Annotated in this window: 17 protein-coding genes and 2 tRNA genes; 10 read left to right on the top strand and 9 right to left on the bottom strand. The window is 69.5% G+C overall.

Annotated elements, in window-relative coordinates; genetic code table 11:
- Positions 1-124 precede the first annotated feature (124 nt).
- Complete coding sequence (locus AC3CHW_RS31175) at positions 125-1,615, bottom strand: alpha/beta hydrolase family protein (RefSeq protein WP_488468689.1); 1,491 nt, start codon at positions 1,613-1,615, stop codon at positions 125-127.
- Positions 1,616-2,042: 427 nt separating this feature from the next.
- On the opposite strand from AC3CHW_RS31175, the gene AC3CHW_RS31170 reads away from it, so the two are divergent.
- From AC3CHW_RS31170 to AC3CHW_RS31155, 4 genes are all read left to right on the top strand, one after another.
- Entirely contained in the window at positions 2,043-3,203 is a 1,161-nt protein-coding gene (locus tag AC3CHW_RS31170) for a sensor histidine kinase (protein ID WP_488468688.1), read from the top strand.
- Entirely contained in the window at positions 3,200-3,862 is a 663-nt protein-coding gene (locus tag AC3CHW_RS31165; protein WP_488468687.1) for a response regulator, read from the top strand. The genes AC3CHW_RS31170 and AC3CHW_RS31165 overlap by 4 nt, the downstream gene beginning before the upstream one ends.
- A 667-nt stretch (positions 3,863-4,529) precedes the next feature.
- Positions 4,530-5,747: an IS110 family RNA-guided transposase gene (locus AC3CHW_RS31160; RefSeq protein WP_488468547.1), complete on the top strand. Its 1,218-nt coding sequence runs from the start codon at positions 4,530-4,532 to the stop codon at positions 5,745-5,747.
- A 620-nt stretch (positions 5,748-6,367) separates the two neighbouring features.
- Positions 6,368-7,312 carry a site-specific integrase gene (locus AC3CHW_RS31155; protein ID WP_488468686.1) on the top strand — a complete coding sequence of 315 codons (945 nt, stop codon included), beginning with the start codon at positions 6,368-6,370 and terminating at the stop codon, positions 7,310-7,312.
- Between the two features lie 100 nt (positions 7,313-7,412).
- Here the strand turns inward: AC3CHW_RS31155 and AC3CHW_RS31150 are convergent.
- Positions 7,413-7,486, bottom strand: a tRNA-Pro gene (locus AC3CHW_RS31150).
- 195 nt (positions 7,487-7,681) lie between these two features.
- On the opposite strand from AC3CHW_RS31150, the gene AC3CHW_RS31145 reads away from it, so the two are divergent.
- Positions 7,682-7,975: a YiaA/YiaB family inner membrane protein gene (locus AC3CHW_RS31145; RefSeq protein WP_176160494.1), complete on the top strand. Its 294-nt coding sequence runs from the start codon at positions 7,682-7,684 to the stop codon at positions 7,973-7,975.
- Between the two features lie 119 nt (positions 7,976-8,094).
- On the opposite strand, the gene soxR is transcribed toward AC3CHW_RS31145, so the two are convergent.
- Positions 8,095-8,604 (bottom strand): redox-sensitive transcriptional activator SoxR, encoded by a 510-nt coding sequence (gene soxR, locus AC3CHW_RS31140; RefSeq protein WP_488468685.1) that lies wholly within the window; start codon positions 8,602-8,604, stop codon positions 8,095-8,097.
- A gap of 183 nt (positions 8,605-8,787) precedes the next feature.
- Between soxR and AC3CHW_RS31135 the strand changes: the two genes are divergently transcribed.
- Positions 8,788-8,861 (top strand) — tRNA-Pro (locus AC3CHW_RS31135).
- Positions 8,862-9,187: 326 nt separating this feature from the next.
- On the opposite strand, the gene AC3CHW_RS31130 is transcribed toward AC3CHW_RS31135, so the two are convergent.
- On the bottom strand, positions 9,188-9,946 hold the full coding sequence (locus tag AC3CHW_RS31130) for an SDR family NAD(P)-dependent oxidoreductase (protein ID WP_488468684.1): 759 nt from the start codon (positions 9,944-9,946) through the stop codon (positions 9,188-9,190).
- A gap of 148 nt (positions 9,947-10,094) precedes the next feature.
- Here AC3CHW_RS31130 and AC3CHW_RS31125 point away from each other — a divergent pair, with 148 nt between their 5' ends.
- Entirely contained in the window at positions 10,095-10,742 is a 648-nt protein-coding gene (locus AC3CHW_RS31125) for a TetR/AcrR family transcriptional regulator (protein WP_398609012.1), read from the top strand.
- Positions 10,743-10,855: 113 nt separating this feature from the next.
- Here AC3CHW_RS31125 and AC3CHW_RS31120 read toward each other — a convergent pair whose 3' ends face one another.
- From AC3CHW_RS31120 to AC3CHW_RS31105, 4 genes are read right to left on the bottom strand one after another with little or no spacing between them, the layout of a single operon-like run.
- Entirely contained in the window at positions 10,856-12,376 is a 1,521-nt protein-coding gene (locus tag AC3CHW_RS31120; protein WP_488468683.1) for a sensor histidine kinase, read from the bottom strand.
- The gene (locus AC3CHW_RS31115; RefSeq protein WP_488468682.1) at positions 12,373-13,074 is read right to left on the bottom strand and encodes a response regulator transcription factor; all 702 of its coding nucleotides are present in this window, start codon (positions 13,072-13,074) and stop codon (positions 12,373-12,375) included. Before AC3CHW_RS31115 ends, AC3CHW_RS31120 begins: the two co-directional genes overlap by 4 nt.
- Before the next feature lie 51 nt (positions 13,075-13,125).
- Positions 13,126-14,007 (bottom strand): ABC transporter permease, encoded by an 882-nt coding sequence (locus AC3CHW_RS31110; RefSeq protein ID WP_488468681.1) that lies wholly within the window; start codon positions 14,005-14,007, stop codon positions 13,126-13,128.
- Positions 14,007-14,918: an ATP-binding cassette domain-containing protein gene (locus AC3CHW_RS31105; RefSeq protein ID WP_459249977.1), complete on the bottom strand. Its 912-nt coding sequence runs from the start codon at positions 14,916-14,918 to the stop codon at positions 14,007-14,009. Before AC3CHW_RS31105 ends, AC3CHW_RS31110 begins: the two co-directional genes overlap by 1 nt.
- Positions 14,919-15,137: 219 nt before the next feature.
- Here AC3CHW_RS31105 and AC3CHW_RS31100 point away from each other — a divergent pair, with 219 nt between their 5' ends.
- Positions 15,138-15,755, top strand: coding sequence for a DUF6000 family protein (locus AC3CHW_RS31100; protein WP_488468680.1), 618 nt, complete (start codon positions 15,138-15,140; stop codon positions 15,753-15,755).
- 231 nt (positions 15,756-15,986) lie between these two features.
- On the opposite strand, the gene AC3CHW_RS31095 is transcribed toward AC3CHW_RS31100, so the two are convergent.
- Positions 15,987-16,667: a flavodoxin family protein gene (locus AC3CHW_RS31095; protein WP_488468679.1), complete on the bottom strand. Its 681-nt coding sequence runs from the start codon at positions 16,665-16,667 to the stop codon at positions 15,987-15,989.
- 201 nt (positions 16,668-16,868) lie between these two features.
- Here AC3CHW_RS31095 and AC3CHW_RS31090 point away from each other — a divergent pair, with 201 nt between their 5' ends.
- Positions 16,869-17,810, top strand: coding sequence for an AraC family transcriptional regulator (locus AC3CHW_RS31090; RefSeq protein ID WP_488468678.1), 942 nt, complete (start codon positions 16,869-16,871; stop codon positions 17,808-17,810).
- 174 nt (positions 17,811-17,984) lie between these two features.
- Positions 17,985-18,245 (top strand): GlsB/YeaQ/YmgE family stress response membrane protein, encoded by a 261-nt coding sequence (locus tag AC3CHW_RS31085; RefSeq protein ID WP_176160503.1) that lies wholly within the window; start codon positions 17,985-17,987, stop codon positions 18,243-18,245.
- The last annotated feature ends 97 nt before the right edge of the window (positions 18,246-18,342 follow it).

Below are 18,342 nucleotides of genomic sequence, written 5' to 3'. Positions count from 1 at the left end.
GCAGATCCGCTACAGAGAGTTACTTGCCACACTTCGCCGTAGATTCGGGATAACTGGGTCGGCACCGCGGACTGCACTCCGGCCGGAAAGGGGGACGGCCCGCCGGCTGTCGTCGCACAGCTGATCAGCGGCTGTTGCTCGGGGGGTAGACGCTGAGGTCGCCGTAGGCCGACAGAACGCCGGGCAGGTCGCCGGGTTTGTGCCGCAGGGTGGTGTCCAGGAAGGCGAGAGTGGTTGCGCCGACGACGCGGGGGCTCTTGGTGCGGCCCAGGGAGCCGACTATCGAGGGCACGGGCGGCAGGTACAGGGGGCCGTCCATGAAGGTGAGGTGGGCGGCGCGGGGGATGGTGAGCCGGTAGCTCGTCGCGGTGTTGAGCTTGAGGGCCCTGGTGAGGCGGGGCATGTACCGCGGGTCGGTTGCGGGGGTGATGGCCTGGGTGAGCGCGAGCGTCGGCTGACGGAGGGAGGGCGAGACGGGGCCGTGGGGGTAGCCGTCCAAATCGATGACGGCGTCGAACCGGTGGTCCTGCCGGGCTGCCTGCAGGGCGGCGGCACCACCCATGGAGTGGCCGGTGGCCGCGGCCCGGCTGGTATCCAGGCGTCCGGCCAGCGGGCCGGCGATCTCGCCTCGGCCCAGACGGTCCAGTTGCGTGAGGACGAAGCTGAGGTCGGCACTCCGAACAGCCGTCCAGTCGGCCGCCAGCTTGTCGTCCTTGTCCCGGTCGCCGGTGGAGGTGGTCCTGGTGTGAAGCGTGCGGCCGTCGGTGAGGACGACGGCGGCGGAGTCGTACGGGTGGTCGAGGGCAGCGACCAGATAGCCGTGGCTGGCCAGTTCCTCCGCCCAGGCGGTGTTCTGGGTGCGCACTCCGCCGGATCCGGGAGAGAACAACACGACCGGGAAGCGTCCGCCCGCGCCGGCCACCGGGGCGTTGAAGACCGAACGGGTGCGGGCGCGTGGGATGCCGTCGATCAGGAAGCCGGGCAGCCCGACCTGGCGGGCCAGGGCGTCGGCGACGGTGCGAGCCTCGTGCTCCGTGCGTCCGAGGTACTGGGCCCGCCGCGCGCCTGCGGGGCTCTTCTGCGCGGGATACCAGAGCTGGACCACGACCGTGCGCCGGTCGTGCGGGTCGGCGGTGAAGATCTCGGGGCGGCGTGGGTCGGTCCACTGCACCACACGGGTACCGACCGCGAAACGGCCCGACGGCTCGGGGAACACGGGTACGGGAAAGGCCCAGGCGGCCACCGGACCCGTGGCGATCAGGCCGACGCAGGCCACCGACCCGGGCAAAGCCAGCCACCACTGAGCACGCCACGCCGGCCGGCCGGTACGGCGTCGCAGCAGAGGAGAGAGAGCGAACGGCAGCGCGAGGGCGGCGCCTGTCAGTACCGGCAGCATCTGCCAACGGATCCCCACCACGCTCAGCACGATCGCGGACAGCACGAACACTGTCCCCGCCACGATCGTGGCGCGTGGGCGGACGGCATGCGGAAGCCAGCGCACCACCACCAGCGCGACGGCACCCAGCAGGACAAGGACTTCCAGAAGGGACATGTGCAGCCCCATGAGGTTCTCGGTCACCAGGCCATGCTCGGCGCGGGACACGCGCTGCCACATCGCCCTCGGGTCGCCATCGCGTACAGCCGGGAGTCGCAACCCAAGGCATGCCCGCGTGAGCGGCCTTGCGACCGAGGGCGGTGGCCGGGCTCCTCCTGTGGTCGTACTTTCGCGCGTTTTCTTCCGACGGTGGACTCATGCGTGCCGCTGGATCGCGGCCTACCGTGACAGGGCCGCCGCGGCACGTGCGGGCAGCGCGGGCTTACGCCCCCCTGCCCGACCCGGCTCCGGTTGTACGCGGGGGGTCGCCTCGGCAGAGGCCACCATGACGCTCAATCGACAGGGACGTGTGATGACCGAGGCGGCCACGGAAACCGGCAGTGCCCACCCGACGCGCTACCGGGACCGGGACCGGATGCCGCGGGCTGGGACAGCCGTATGGCCGACGAGGTACGCCGACCTGGCCTCCGCACGAGCAGCGCGGCCGATGAGAGCCGCCCGGCGCTGGGGCCACCGGTTGCCGCCCGTGGTGTGGGACTCGCTGTTGCCGGCGCTGCTCCTGCTCCACATCATGACCACGCACGCCCCGCACGAGCTCCCGGTGGCCCTGGCCCTCACCGCCGCCATCGCGCTGCCCTTGGTGTGGCGGCGCCGGGCCCCGCTCACGACGTTCGGCGCCGTGGCCGCCGCGGCCTTCGTCCAGTGGCTGATGGACGTCCAACTGCCGGCGGACATCGCCTTGTTGGTGGCCCTCTACACGGTGGCCGCGCACTCGGGTCGGCGCGGCACGCTTGTCGCCGGTGCCATCGTGGAGAGCGGGGCCCTGCTGGCCTGTCTACGCTGGGCGACGGAAGGCGCGTTCCTGACCCCCTTCGTCGCGGTGACCGCGATGGTCGTCGCCGCTGCCGTCCTCGGGGCGAACGTGCGGACCACACGGGCCTACCTCGCGGCCTTGGAGGAACGCGCCGCACGCCTGGAGCAACAACAGGACCAGCAGGCGCGGCTGGCCGTCGCCGAGGAAAGGACACGTATCACCCGGGAGATGCACGACATCGTGACCCACAACCTGTCCGTCATGGTCGCCCTCACCGACGCCGCCGTCTACGCACAGCACCGGTCCCCCGCCAAGGCCACCACCGCGATGCTCCAGATCTCCGAGACGGGCCGACAGGCCCTGACCGACATGCGACGCTCCTTGGGCATCCTGCGGACCGACGAGCCCGACGCGGAGCGCCACCCGCTGCCCGGCATCACGCAACTGGCAGCCCTGGCCGACCAGATGTGCGCCGCCGGGCTGCCGACCCGCGTCGAGGTTCAGGGCGGCCACACCCACATACCCGCCACCGCACAACTGACCGTCTACCGCCTGGTACAGGAAGCCTTGACCAACACCCTCAAACACACACCCATTGACACACACGCGAGGGTCCGGGTGCTGTGCTCAACCGAGACCATCACAGTGGACGTCACCGACAGCGGCCCGCACCCGCCACTCCCCGGCGCCACACCGTCCGGCCACGGCATCCCCAGCATGCGCGAGCGCGCAGCCGCCTACGGGGGGACGTTGCAGGCCGGACCGCTCCCGGGTGGCGGCTGGCGAGTCCACACCCGCCTCGACCTCGGCAGCAGCGGAGCGGCGTCCGCATGACGATCCGCATCCTGGTCGCCGATGACGAAGCGCTGCTCCGAATGGCCTTCAGCACGGTCCTGGAAACCCAGCCCGACATGGCACCTGTCGGCGAAGCCGCAGACGGCAACCAGGCCATACGCCTCGCCCGGGACCTGCGCCCCGACGTCGTCCTCATGGACGTCCGGATGCCCGGGACCGACGGGATCGAGGCAACCCGACAGGTCATCCGGATCTCCCCGCACAGCAGAGTCCTGATTCTCACCACCTTCGACCTCGACGAATACGCCTTCACCGCACTCAAAGCCGGAGCCTCGGGCTTCCTGCTGAAGAACACCAGGCCCGAGGAACTGCTCACCGCGATACGCAGCGTGGCAGCGGGCGACGCGGTGGTCTCCCCCCGGATCACCCGCCGCCTGCTGGAAAACCTCCGCCCACACATCCCCGACGGCAGCAGTGCCGGCCGTGATGAGCGGCTGAGCCGGCTCAGCGCCCGCGAGCGCGAGGTGCTCATCAAGGTGGGCTGCGGCCTGTCCAACACCGAGATCGCGGCCACCCTGTACCTGGCGGAGGCGACCGTGAAGTCCCATCTGGGGCGAATCCTGCAAAAACTCGAACTCCGCGACCGGATACAGGCCGTGATCTTCGCTTACGAAAGCCGCCTCATCCACCCGGCATGAGGTCGGCAGTCAGCGATTCGACACCGAGTTCGTCAAGGCGGTCGAGGGCGCCACATCGAGCCGCGCTCTCAGGGAGCGGACCACGACCGCCGCGAAACGGCTGACCCAAGGCGGCAGCCCGCAAGCCGATCAGCGCGCGGGCAGGTACCTGTTCACGAGGAAAAGTGCATTTTCGCAGGTCAGGCACTATAAACCACTGGACGGTGCAGGCACCTTCTAAGCGCCTGCTCCATCGTTGTCGTTCCTGGCCCGCCGGCGGCAACGGTGGACGGGAAGAGGCGGGACGGCTCGGTTGTCGGGGCACCGGAGCTACAGACGCTCAACGGCACTGGGCGGTCGGTGCACTGTGGCGACCTCGTCGTGTTGACCGCCTGGGACACGAACAGGGGCTCGCCATCTCCAGCCCCCGTTATGTTTTTCGCGGTCCTGCAAGAGGGCCGCTGGCCTCCGGGCCCGGCATGACTGTTGCCCCCTGTCGATGGGATGACCTGGGGGGTGGTGTCACCGGGTCCGAGGGGTGCCGTCGGAGACGCTGATCAGAGGTCCGGCCACCGTCCGGTCCGGCGTAATGCCGGACAGCTCGCGGGCGGCAGGTCTGCATAACGTGGATGCGCGAGTACGACACCGCTGCCGAGGCCGGCACCGTCAACACCTCCGGGAGGGCGCGATGTTCGACACCGAAGACGTGGGTGTGTTTCTGGGCCTGGACGTCGGCAAGAGTGCCCATCACGGCCACGGACTCACCCCGGCGGGCAAGAAGGTCTTCGACAAACAGCTGCCCAACAGCGAGCCGAAGCTGCGGGCCGTGCTCGACAAGCTGGCCGCGAAGTTCGGCACCGTCCTGGTGGTCGTGGACCAGCCCGCCTCCATCGGCGCTCTGCCTCTGACCGTGGCCCGGGACGCGGGCTGCCAGGTCGCCTACCTGCCTGGCCTGGCGATGCGGCGGATCGCTGACCTGTATCCAGGCGAGGCCAAGACCGATGCGAAGGACGCGGCCGTGATCGCGGACGCGGCCCGCACCATGCCGCACACGCTGCGCTCGCTGGAGCTCACCGACGAAATCACCGCCGAACTCACTGTCCTGGTCGGGTTCGACCAGGACCTCGCCGCCGAGGCCACCCGCACCAGCAACCGGATACGCGGCCTGCTCACCCAGTTCCATCCCAGCCTGGAACGCGTCCTCGGCCCCCGCCTCGACCACCAGGCCGTCACCTGGCTGCTGGAACGCCACGGCTCCCCGGCCGCACTGCGGAAAGCCGGCCGCCGCAGACTCGTCGAACTGATCCGGCCCAAAGCCCCGCGCATGGCCCAGCGGCTGATCGATGATGTCTTCGACGCACTCGACGAGCAGACCGTCGTCGTCCCCGGCACCGGCACGCTCGACATCGTCATCCCCACCCTGGCCTCCTCCCTGGCCACCGTCCATACCCAGCGCCGGGCTCTGGAAGCCCAAATCAACACCCTGCTGGAGGCCCACCCTCTTTCCCCGGTCCTGACGTCGATGCCCGGCGTCGGCGTCAGGACCGCCGCCGTCCTGCTGGTCACCGTCGGCGACGGCACCAGCTTCCCCACCGCCGCCCACCTCGCCTCCTACGCAGGACTCGCCCCCACCACGAAGTCGTCGGGAACCTCTATCCACGGTGAACACGCACCCCGAGGCGGAAACCGGCAGCTCAAACGCGCCATGTTCCTCTCCGCCTTCGCCTGCATGAACGCCGACACGGCCTCCCGCACCTACTACGACCGCCAGCGAGCCCGCGGCAAGACCCACACCCAGGCCCTCCTCCGCCTCGCCCGCCAGCGCATCAGCGTCCTGTTCGCCATGCTCCGCGATGGCACCTTCTACGAACCCCGCGCCCCCAAGGACGTCGAACTCGCCGCATAACCCAGCGAGCCCGAACCACCCCAAACCGAACCCGGACGCCTTGACGAAAGACATAGAGGCACCCTCTTCCTCAGCCTCGCGCTCCCCTTCTGTTGTTGCCCGGCGCAGCAGCAACATAGCTCGAGAACGCCGGTTAGCTAAACCGGCGTTCTCGGAGACGATTATGCCGTCAACGTCCACCGCCGAGCACGGTCACGGACCTAAGCGGCTAAGAAAGCGTGTCGCGCGTTTCAATCCAAAAGCAGCCGAACACGTTCTCTATTCTTAATAGTCGCCTTTGGATAATTCTGCCTTTCCGTCTAGCGTCCCGCACTTTCCGAGAGAATAGCCACACTTGCGCAAGAGCCACATGTCGGACATTGTTAATGCTGAACCGAAAAACGAGAAGGAGGTCGAAGCCTCCTCGGTAACTTCTCGAGGCTGCGCCGTCTCACCTGGTAGTCAAGCGTCTCTACTGACTGGCAGCTGGTATTCAACCAACGAACTCGCTGCTCGTCTGCAAGTGGACGCCTCATCCCTGCGTCGCTGGCGCACTGCCCAGCCTCCTCAGGAGCCGCCTATCGTCACGGTCTCGGAACGCGTCGTCATGTATGACGCCTCAGACGTCGAAGAATGGCTACATGGCCGACGCACTGTCCCTGCTAAGGGGCTCAATGGCCGATAAGACCAACGTTCCTGTCGGTGTCCCGCTCTCCACCGATATTGAGTACCATCCTGATCGCCCGACGCCCTATCGGGCTCGTGTCCGGTGGGCCGATCCAACCACTAAGCGTCGCCTGTCACTGTCCGAGGGAAAGGGCAGCGAAGAAGAAGCGCAGGAATGGCTTCAGGACATCATCGAGGCAGCACAGGTCGGGTTGAGCCCGTCGCTGGCCACCATGAAGCTCGCCGAATACGGCGAAGCGAACATGGACCTCGCCCTGCGCGGCTTGGAGCCGAAAACGCTGGACCCGTACCTGGCGGGTTGGCGGATGCGTGTTGTCCCTGCCCTGGGCCACTTCGCCGTGCGGATGATCACCAACGGCGCCGTAGACCGCACTGTGCAGAACTGGATTGCCGACGAGCACAGTCGCTCGACGGTGAAGAACTCCGTCGCCGTGCTGGTCCGCGTCATGGAGCAAGCAGTCCGTGACGGCATTGTCAAGGTCAACCCCGCCCGCGTTACCGGCTGGCAGAAGGCGTACAAGCAGACCGAGGACGAACTCCTCGACCCGCGCGCGCTGGCCCTTCCCGACTGGGAGGCACTCATCGCGCTGGCCGACGCGCTCGTAGCCGCCCCCCACGACCGGCACCGTGGCTGGGGAGACGTGGTCATCTTCGCCGCGTGCACTGCCGCACGCATCGGTGAGGTCTCAGGTTGTCGCGTCCCAGACATGGACACCACCCAGTGGATCCGGACCGTGCGACGCCGGACCACACCCGCCTCCGGTAGGCCGACCACCACCCAGCGCTACCCGCACCCGGACGTACACAAGATCACGGCCGCCCGGGCAGCGCTCTCCTCACGCTTCAACGTGCTCCGCGCACCACGCCCGCTGACAAGCCCAGTCATCAGGGCTCGCTGACCTCGGTCAAGGACGCTGGTCCCCAACTGGTCCCCGGGAATGAGGAAGGGCCGGTTTCGGAAGATTCCGAAACCGGCCCTTGACCTGCGACTCTCACGAGTCGGGACGACAGGATTTGAACCTGCGACCCCTTGACCCCCAGTCAAGTGCGCTACCAAGCTGCGCCACGTCCCGATGCTCTCTCGTCTGGGGCTGGGCCCCGGCCGAGCGCGTACGAGAACAATACCGCACCGCACCGGGTGGTCGTGCCCCCGTTTCCGCCCGTTGATCTTCCCGTCGGGCGACTCCGACGGGCCCCCGGGCGGCACTCAGGGCGGGTTGAGTAGGGGTACTCATGTGCGCGGGTCACCGCGCGGCGACGCTACGTGCATGACGACACCTTCCATCCAGCGGCCCACGACCACCGCGTTCTTCGTGCAGGCCGCGCTCTCGTTCGCCCTGTCGCTCGGCGCCGTCGCCTTCGGGATCACCAAGCTGTCCGTCGGGGCGTGGGAGCGCGGGTTCCTCGGGCTCGGTCTGGTCTTCGTGGTCACCTCGACGTTCACGCTGGCCAAGTGCATTCGGGACCGCCAGGAGGTCGAGGAGGTGACCAACCGGGTCGACAAGGCGCGGATCGACAAGCTCCTCATCGAGCAGGACGTCTTCAAGCCCGGGCAGGTGTGAGGGCCCGAGCACGTCCCGTACAGGGTGTGTGACGCGGCCCACGGCGCGGCGGCCAGGGGACGGACCGGCCGCCCGCCGCCCCTAAGAAGGGGAGCGCGTGGCCGGCCGGCCCTTGGCGGTTACAGGTCGGCCCGGGCGTCGCCCGGGGCCCGCGCCGCCGTCGGGCCCTCCGTCTGCGCGGGCTCGTCGCCGAGCAGGTACCGGGCGCCGGCGCCCTGATCGGCCGCGGCGTCGTGCGGGTTGTAGAGGGAGCACTTGCGCAGGGACAGGCAGCCGCAGCCGATGCACCCCGACAGGCGCAGCTTGAGCCGCTCCAGGTCGGCGATCTGCGCGTCGATGCGCCGACTCCAGACCCGCGCCACCGCGTTCCACTGGTTGGCGCTGGGGGCGCGGTCCTCGGGTAGCCGGGCCAGCGCGGCGCCCGCTTCGTCCAGCGAGAGGCCAACCTGCTGGGCGGCGCGGATGAAGGCGACGCGGCGGAGCGTGGCGCGGGCGAAGCGGCGCTGGCCGCCGGCGGTGCGCTCGGAGTGGATCAGCCCGAGCTCCTCGTAGTAACGCAGCGCGGAGGTGGCCAGCCCGCTGCGGGCCGCGAGTTCGCCGATCGTCAGTCGGTCGTGCTTCGACGTCATGGCGTGCGAGCGTAGTCGCCGCCCGCCGCTGGCAGCAGTGCCCTCCGCTGCGCCAACAGCCCCTCCCCCGCTGGCCGCCGGGGCGGCGGCGCCGACCCCGACTGCATCGACGGCGACGATGCTGTACGCTCTTGACCTGCAACGACGACGGCAACGCGAGGGCGCGGCCGACGTGGGACGCATCGGGACGTGGCGCAGCTTGGTAGCGCACTTGACTGGGGGTCAAGGGGTCGCAGGTTCAAATCCTGTCGTCCCGACTCGTGAGAGTCGCAGGTCAAGGGCTGGTTTCGGAATCTTCCGAAACCAGCCCTTCCTCATTCCCCGGGGACCAGTTGGGGACGGGTCGCCTTCCGCCCTGATCGGAGCCCTCCTGGGCCGCCATGGCCGCCATGTGCCCAGGCCACGCGCGGTGTCCGTCAGCGTCTCGCCGCCGCCCGGGACGACGCCCGGTTCGCCGAACAAGCGCATGGCCGCACTCGACGCACGGATCGCCGCACTGCCCGCCGCTCCACCCGCGCGGTCCATGGACGCATCTCCCCGTTCTGCCAGGCGAGGGGCGGAGCACGCGGTGTCGGTAGGGGCTCTACAGCAGGGCGCCGCCGGACACTTCGAGGCGCTGAGCGGTGACCCATCGCAGGTCCTCGGAGGCGAGAGCGGCGATGGCGTCGCCGATCTCCCGTGGTTCGCCGACGCGGCCGAGCGCGGTCTGTGCGCTCAGGTTCTCGCGCAGCCGCGCGTCGTCCCGCATGGCGCCGCCGTTGAAGTCGGTGGCGGTCGGCCCCGGGGCGATGGCGTTGACGCGGATCCTGCGCGGCCCCAGTTCCACGGCCAGTGTCCGGCTGAGGACCTCGACCGCCGCCTTGGAGGCCGAGTACACCGAGGTGCCGGCACTGGTGTGGCGGCTGAGGGAGGAGGAGACGTTGATGATCCGTCCCTCGTCGGCCAGCACGGGCGCGAGCGCCTGGATGAGGAAGAACGTGCCGCGCACGTTGGTGTCCATCACCGCGTCGTAGTCGTCGACCGTGACCGCTTCCAGCGGTCCGAACAGTCCGATCCCGGCGTTGTTGACCAGGACGTCCAGCCGGGTCGCGTCCCAGCGCTCCAACCGCGCGGCCAGGTGGGAGACGAAGGCCGGAAAGGAGGCCACGTCGCTGATGTCCAACCGCAGCGCGGCAGCCGTGGCGCCGGTTTCCTGAACGCTCTCGACCACCTCCTCGGCCTCCTGCGCGTCGCCGCGGTGGGTGACGATGACGCGCAGCCCGTGCCGGGCCAGCGCCTGGGCCGTGGCCCGGCCAAGGCCGCGATTGCCGCCGGTTATCAGTGCGATCTTGCCTGACCCCATGAGTGCTTCCCCTCCGGGAACGGAACGACGCCGGCCGGGAGTGCTCCCGCCGGTCGAGGCGAGTCACTCGACTCGCAACCCTGTCCACGTAACCACCCGCTCGATGGCGAGTCAAGTGACTCGCCTCGGGGTGGGTCATACTGGGCCCATGACCGCAGGACTCTCCGCGCATCATCAACGACTCGCTCAGCGCAAGCGCGAGGCGATCACCGCGGCGGCCACGAGGCTGTTCCTGGAGCGGGGCTATGACGGGACCTCGCTGGCGAAGATCGCGCAGGAAGCGGCCGTCTCGAAGTCCACGCTGTTCAAGCAGTTCCCCACCAAGGCGGCGCTCTTCGAGGCCATCGTCACCGAGTACTGGAAGGGTGGGCCGGACCCGGCGACGCCCACGACACACCCCGGTGACCCGCGCGCCGGCCTGAGCGCGATCGGCCGCCAGTACGCCGACCTGATCGGCCGGCCCACGATGGCGGCCCTCTTCCGCATCGTCATCTCCGAACTGCCGCGCTTCCCGGAACTGGGACGGGCTCAGTTCGAGCTGGGCAAGCTGCCGTACTTCATCTCCGTCCAGCGCTACCTGGAGGCCGAGCACGCCGCGGGCACAGCGGTGGTGCCCGACGCGGAGAGCGCCACCAACCAGTTCCTCGGCATGATCGCCAACTACGTCCTGTGGCCGCGGATGCTGCTCGCCGACTGGAACCCCGCACCTGCCGACATCGACCACGCCGTCGACGAGGCGGTCACGACGATGCTCGCCCGCTACGGCCGCGGCGCCGGCGACCCGCGGCACTCCTGAGGACTTCGGCGCCGCTGCCGGGTGCGGACGGCACCCGCCCCCTGGGACGGAAACGGCCAAGGCTTCTGGCTCCGCGCCGACGTGCCGGAGTCGGGCGCGATGTACGGACCTGATCAGTCGCCGAGTGGATCGGTGTGTACGGGGAGCAGGATGCGGAACGTGGCGCCCTGACCGGGAGAGGTGTGGACTTCCATCCGGCCGTGATGGGCGGCGACCAGGGAGTGGGCGATGGACAGGCCCAAGCCGGCGCCGCCGGTCCGCGTCCGGCCTCGGGCGGTGTCGGCGCGGTAGAAGCGGTCGAAGACGCGGGCGGCCTGTTCGGCTGTCAGGCCGGGGCCCTGGTCGCTCAGTTCGAGGATCGCCAGTGTGTCGCGTGTGCCCACACCGATCCGGACCGGGCTGCCGGCCGGGGTGTGGGCGATGGCGTTCCCGATCAGGTTGGACATGACCTGGCGTAGCCTCGCCTCGTCGCCCAGCACGGGGGCGGCTCCCGGAGGGCCGCCGCCGGGCCCGGTCAGGGTGACCGCCCGGTCGGAGGCGAGGGCTCTCAGGTCGTGCAGGGCGTCAGCCGCCAGGGTGCGCAGGTCCATGGGGGTCGGCTTCAGCGGCAACTGGGTGCGCGCGGTGGGGTCCTCGTCCAGGCGGGCCAGCAGCAGGAGGTCCTCGACGATGTGCACCAGGCGGGCTGATTCGCGCTCGATGCGGTTCATCGCGGTGTCGACGTCCGCCCGCTCGTGCATGCCTCCCATGCGGTACAGCTCGGTGAAGCCCTTGATCCCGAACAGGGGCGTACGCAGTTCGTGGCTGGCGTCCGCGATGAAGTCGCGCATCCGGTCGTTGGTGGCCGCCCGTGCCGCGTCACCGGCTTCGATCCGGTCGAGCATGCCGTTGAGGGCGGCGGCCAGGCGCCCCAGTTCCGTACGGGTGGAGGCCAGGTCGGGGACCCGCCTGGAGAGGTCACCGCCGGCGATGGCCGCCGCGGTCGTCTCGACGCGTCGCAGGGGACGCAGCCCGGCGCGCATGGCGAACCAGCCGATGACGCCCAGCAGGACGAGGACCAGGGAATCGATCACCAGCATCCGCAGTCCCAGGCTCCGGATCGTGCCGTTCACTTCTTCCAGTGAGCCGGCCACGACGATGCTGCCCGTGGAAGGCGTGCCCCTGTCCGTGTCCTGTCGCGGCGGCGAGGAACGCACCGGCTGGGCGATCACCCGCCAGTCGCTGCCGCCGCCCGACGCCTCAAATGGGTCACCACCGCGGGTCGCGACCGCCGCTGTGTCCAAACGCGGCAGCTCGGGTACGTCGCCCACGGCGGGGCGCAGGCTCCGCGACACCCGACCGTCGGCGTTCAGACGGGCCACGTACACGTCACCGATCAGCTGACGCTCCACCGCATCGCGCACCGGCGGCGCGGTGACGTCGGGAGCCTCGCCGAGGTCGGGGAGCCGCGCTGCCGCTGTGGCGGCCGTGCGCAACCGCTCGTCAAGCTGGTCCACAAGCTGCCGCTGGAGGAGCGTGATCAGCAGGACGTTGCTGGCCAGCAGGGCGGCCACCACCAGCAGCAGGCAGATGATCACCAGACGGGTCCGCAGCGACAGACGCGCGGCGCCGCGGCGCGTGGACGTCGTGGTCATCGCCTGGGCCTGCGCAGGACGTAGCCAGTGCCGCGCACGGTGTGGATCAGCTTGGTCTCTCCGGTGTCGATCTTCCGGCGGAGATAGCTCACGTAGGAGGCCACGATGGAGTCGTCGCCGCCGAAGTCGTAGTGCCAGACCTGGTCCAGCAGTTGTTCCCGGGACAGGACCTGCCCGGCGTTCTCCATCAGCACGCGCAGCAGGTCGAACTCGGTCGGAGACAGAGCGACCGGCACGCCGCCCCGGGTCACCTGATGGCTGTCGACGTCCAGTTCCAGGTCGCCCACCGTGACGCGGTTCTCGGGTGGGTGGCCGCTGGTGCGGCGTAGCACGGCTTGGATGCGCAGGACCAGCTCCTCCAGGTTGAACGGCTTGGTGACGTAGTCGTCCCCGCCCACTCTTAGCCCGCTGATCCGGTCCTCGGCCGCGTCCCGCGCGGTGAGGAAGAGGATCGGCGTGTGTCCTGTACGCACGTCCGGGCGCGCTCGCAGGCGGCGGGCGACCTCGAAGCCGTCGATGTCGGGCAGCATCACGTCCAGCACGATCAGGTCCACCGCGTGCTCGCGTACCGCTTCCAGCGCCTGTGCGCCGTTCTCGGCCGAGTCCACGTGGAAGCCGGCCAGTTGCAGGCTGGCTGACAGCAGCTCGCGCAGGGTGGGCTCGTCCTCCACGAGGAGCAGGCGTTGTCTCGTTGTCATGGCATCTGTCCCCGACCGGTGGTCTACTGCACGCCCAGTGTCCCCGCCGTGTCAGGCATCGCGCTTGCGGAACACGACGAACGCCGCCGCGAGGAGTGCGGCCACGCACCCGGCCATGACGCCGAGCCCGGCCCAGGGGCCCAGTACGTCCGGGTCTCGGACAGCGGTGATGATCTGTCCACCGGCGATGGGCGGCCAGAACTTCGAGACCCAGTCCCCGAGCGCGCCGGGCAGCGCGGGCGCGAATGCCTGGACGATGAGCATCGCGCCGAACAGCGTCGTCACCGTAGCCGTCGTAGAGCGGATCACCGCGCCAAGAGCCAGTCCGAAGAGGGCGGCCAGTGCCAGGTACACGCCACCGCCGAAGACGCCGCGCAGTGCCACACCGTCCGACAGCGCCAGGTGTGGAGCGCCCGCCCCGGACAGCGCAGCCTGTCCGACGAGAAACCCGCCGAGCGACACCACGATCCCGACCGGCAGTGCCACCCCCACCAGCACCAGGGCCTTCGATGCCAGGACCCGGGCCCTCTGTGGCACGGAGGTGAGGGTGGGCACGATCGTGCGCGCCCCGTATTCGGAGGTCATCACCAGGCCGCCCAGCAGGCCGAACGCGATCTGCGCCACCAGGTAGCCCATCAGGCTGGTCGCCAGCGGATCGAACGCGGCCTGGTCGGCGGGCGACAGGTCCGCGTACTCGTCGCCTGCCGACGAGCCGTTCAGCGCGGCCAGGGCCACGGCGAAGGCCAGCGCGCCCAGGATCACCCACAGTGTCGACCGCATCGTCCGGATCTTGACCCACTCGGCGTGCAGGCTGTGCCAGAAGGTCGCCCGGCCCGACCTCGCGCTGTTCGACGCGGGCCGCCCGCGGCGCGCACGAGAGAGCGGCTTCACCGGAACCGGTGCCGGCTCGGGGTGCGTGCGAGGGTGGCTCATCAGTTCGTCTCCTTCTCGGCCTGGTACTCCACCGCGTCGCGGGTCAGGTCCATGAACGCCTTCTCCAGGGACACCTGACGCGGGGACAACTCGTGCAGCTCCACTTCGACCGCCGCGGCCAGGGCTCCTATCGCGGCGGCTTCCAGGCCGGTGACCACGAGCGTGTCGTCGCCCTCGGCCCGCACGCCGGCGGCGCCGGCCAGCAGCGGCCGGAGCGTCTCGGCCTGCGGGGTGCGCACCAGGACCTCGCGCTCGGAGTGCGCTTCGATGAAGTCCTTCATCGTGGTGTCCGCGATGAGCTTGCCGCGCCCGACGACGATGAGATGGTCCGCGGTCAGTTCCATCTCACTCATCAGATGGCTGGACATCAGCACCACACGCCCCTCGGCGGCCATCCTGCGCATGAGCGAGCGGATCCACACGATGCCCTCGGGGTCGAGACCGTTGAGGGGCTCGTCGAAGACCAGGACCGGCGGATCGCCCAGCAGCGCGGCGGCGATCCCCAGGCGCTGGCGCATCCCGAGGGAGAAGGTCCCGGCCCTGCGCCGCGCGACCTTCTCCAGTCCCACCTCGGCCAGTACCTGGCCCACGCGGCTGCGCGGGATCCCGTTGCCGGCCGCGAGGGCCAGCAGGTGATGGAAGGCAGTGCGGCTGGGCAGCACCGCGCCGGGGTCCAACAGTGCCCCGACCGCCTTGAGCGGGGCGGGCTGGGCGCTGTACGGCCGACCCTGCACGGTCGCGGTGCCTGAGCTGGCGGCGTCCAGGCCCAGAACCATCCGGAGGGTCGTCGACTTGCCCGCGCCGTTGGGCCCCAGGAAGCCGGTGACCTCTCCCGCGCGGACGCCGAAGGTCAGGTCGTCCACGGCGAGGACCTCACCGTAGCGCTTGGTCAGTCCACGTACTTCGATCATCGAGTCTCCACAGGCCAGCGGTGGCAGAGGTGCCCGCGACGACCACGAGCACCGCACCAGCGTCGCCCGCGGACATGGGAGCGCATGGGAGAACATGAGCGCCGCATGGCACCGCTGGCCCGGTGACCTGCGCTCATCGTGTCGCCGGTTGCCTGCGGAGCAAGGTCCTCACATGGAACTCACACGTTGGCCCGCTGCCGCGGAGGCAAGATCGGTCGCGTGGTACGCGATCCCCATGACGATGCCGAACTGCTGACCCTGGTTCGCCGCTATGTCACACCCGGACGGCGTTACCTGAAGCTCAGCGGCAGCTTGCTGCGCATGGAAAGTCCCGAGTACGACCGATTCATGCGAGATCTCCGTGAGGACGCGGGACGTATCACCCCGGAAGAGATCGCCACGCTCCTTGAGGGCAGTTGGCGAGAGCGGAGAACCGCGGCTTGGCTCGTGGCTGTCTCCCGCCGGACCGAGTTTCGTGAGCGTCTCGGGGAACTCCTGCTGTCCAGCGAGGTCTGCTGCGTTGGGCTGGCCTACAGCGTGGCCCTGGCGAGTTTCGGAACGGCGCGGGACGCTGACCTGCTCGCCGCCTACCTCGATCGCTACCTCTGCCGCCCTGACCTCGGATACGACCAGGCCGTCGTCATGGGCGCTCTCCAGTTCATCGACCTGAGCCTTGGAGGCGGTCAGGTCGACCGTTTCCTGGGACCGGGCGGCTTGTGGCAGGAGTGGCTCAAGGAGGCGCCTCACCAGCAGGCTGACACGGACCCCGCCCCCCACTTTCTGAGCCTTACTCGTCGGCTCTGCGTGTTCGTCGACGAATGTGCCGAGGCGCTGTGAGCGCCCCCCTCTCCTGGTGGCCTCTCTGAACCATGGCCGCCGCCCGGCGGAGCGGTCAGATCTGCGTGCAGACGCGATGCAGTCGAGCCAGTCGCGTCTGGCGTATCCGGTCCGGCGGATGGCGTTGCTGACGCTGGCGCCGGCGAAGTCGGTGAGGACGGATCCCCTCCGGGACGCCGAGGCGCTCGGCGAGGGCGGCAACGTCATGCTGGACGTCGCCCCCGTACCGCGTCAGCGTCCCAGGACGCACCGTTCAGCGGGTACCGGGTAGCGGAGCGGGAGCGGCTGCGCGGTCGTCGCGTCAGGCGGTGCGGTTGCGGCGTGACGTCCGGCCGCCACCAGGGCGGCCTGGCGGGCGATACGGGTACCGAGGTACTCGGCGGTGCCGATGTCGGCGGCGTGGACGGTGTCGGCGCCACCGTCGAGCGGGGTCTGGGCGCCGGCGCCGCCCCAGAAGCCGAGGCGGTTGAGGTCGTTCTCGGAGGCGGTGGTGGAGTTCCAGCCGGCGGCGAGGCCGAGGCTGACCCACAGCATGCGGTGCTGGGCGGCGAAGGTGGCGAAGAAGGCGAGGGTGCTGGACTTGTCGCCGGCCTTGGACGCGGAGTTGGTGAAGCCGGCCGCGAGCTTGTCGGCCCAGCGGCCTTCCGCGAAGCGGCGGCTGGTGGCCTCGGCGAAGGCGTGGAACGCGGCGGACGCGCTGCCCATGTAGGTGGGCGAGCCGAAGACGATCGCGTCGGCGTCGTCCAACTGCTGCCACTGTGCGTCGGTGATGGTGTCCACCGGAACGAGGGCTGCATCGGCCCCAGCGTGCGCCGCTCCACGCCGGACCGCCTCGGCGAGGACCGTGGTGTGGCCGTAGCCGGAGTGGAAGGCGACGACGACTGAAGGAGGCGGGGTGACGAACTCGGACATGCGAACTCCAGCGATTCACGCGGTCGGACACCGCGATGGGGGAAGACGGAGGTGCTCGGCCGGGGTGTGCGTCGCCGACTGCTTCGGACCGTGTCCCTGACGCCGACGTGCTCCCCGTGCACTGTCGACGCTACGACGACTACTCAAGACGCAAGGACGCTGACCGTCTGGCTTTTATGACCGATCGTCTACGGTGACGCGATGGATCCCATCGATGACGTCCTGGCGGCGAGGTCTGTCGAGGACTCGCGGTACGTCAGCGTAGAAGCCCGCGGAGCCTGGGGTATCTCCTTCAGGTCGCCCCATACGACCTACGTGATGATGATCAGGAGCGGGCGCTGCTGGTGGCAACCCGGCTCGCACGCCGAACCGGAACTGCTCGCCCCTGGCAACTGCTTCCTGGTACGGGCCGGCGCCGAGTTCGCCCTCGCGGACGAACCGGGGCGGTCCCTGGTCAGTTGCGAGAGCCTCCTGGCGTCTCAACCTGGTTCTCCTGTGCGCCACGGCACGGAGGGGCCGGTGACCGAGATCGTCTCGGCGCGGTTGGCCTTCGACACCGGTGCCGCCGAGCCGCTGTTGAGAGTGCTGCCTCCCGTACTGCGGCTCGATCTCGACGACTCGATCGGCGACGCGTTGCGTTCCACCTTCAGGCTGCTGGAGTTGGAGCGAACATTCTCCGGTTTCGGGTCCGGGTTCATCACGAGCCGCCTGGCCGACGCTCTCTTCGTGTACGCGCTTCGTACCCACGTCTCATCCGCCGACAGCTCACACGGGTGGCTGTCCGCTCTCAGCGACCCGCGGCTCGCGCCGGCACTGCGCGACCTTCACGCCGATCTCGCACACCCGTGGACGGTTGCGGAACTCGCGCGCCGAGCCGGGATGTCGCGAGCGGCGTTCGCCGCGGCGTTCAGGCGAAAGACAGGTGACTCGCCCATCAACTACCTCACCTACTGGCGCATGCACCGGGCGAAAGCACTGCTGCGTGACACGGAATCGAGCCTGCAACAGATCGCCCTCGTGATCGGTTACGACACCGACGCCGCCTTCAGTCGGGCGTTCCGCCGGCACGAGAGCATCGCGCCCGGAGCATGGCGACGCCGTTGGCGTGCCTCAGCCGGGGACTCGGGCGAGGCGGCCGAGTGACACCTGGCCGGGTCACGGCAACCGGACAGAACCGCCCGGGCGCGGCCTTCCCGCCCGGCCTCCTGCGGGCCCGTCCCCCGCGCGTGCGGGAAGCGGAGGCTTACAAGTTTCCAGGGCGGGCACGCGCAGGGTGACAGCCTTTACATCAGGATGAACAGGGCGAAAGGAATTACCGTGTCGTTTCTCTGGGCCATCATCGCGGGGCTCATCATCGGTCTGCTGGCGAAGCTCGTCATCCCTGGCCGCCAGCCCATTCCCTTGTGGCTCACGATCATTCTGGGCATCATCGGCGGTCTCGCCGGCAACGGACTCGCCTCCGCGTTCGGTGTGCGTGACACCGGTGGCATCGACTGGATTCGCCACTTCTTCCAGATCGGCATCGCGGCCGTCCTGATCTCCGCCCTCACCCCCATGTGGTTGCGCCGGCGGGCATGACATGAGGCGGCGGTCGGCCATGTGGGGCCACGCCGCGACCAGCTCGCGCGTGAGGTGGGCGAGGCGTTCGGTCGCGTCCCCGGACAGGGACGGGCCC

It is taken from the genome of Streptomyces sp. MGP-BFMKR1, assembly GCF_057766585.1.
This window is presented reverse-complemented; position numbering and strand designations above follow the sequence as displayed.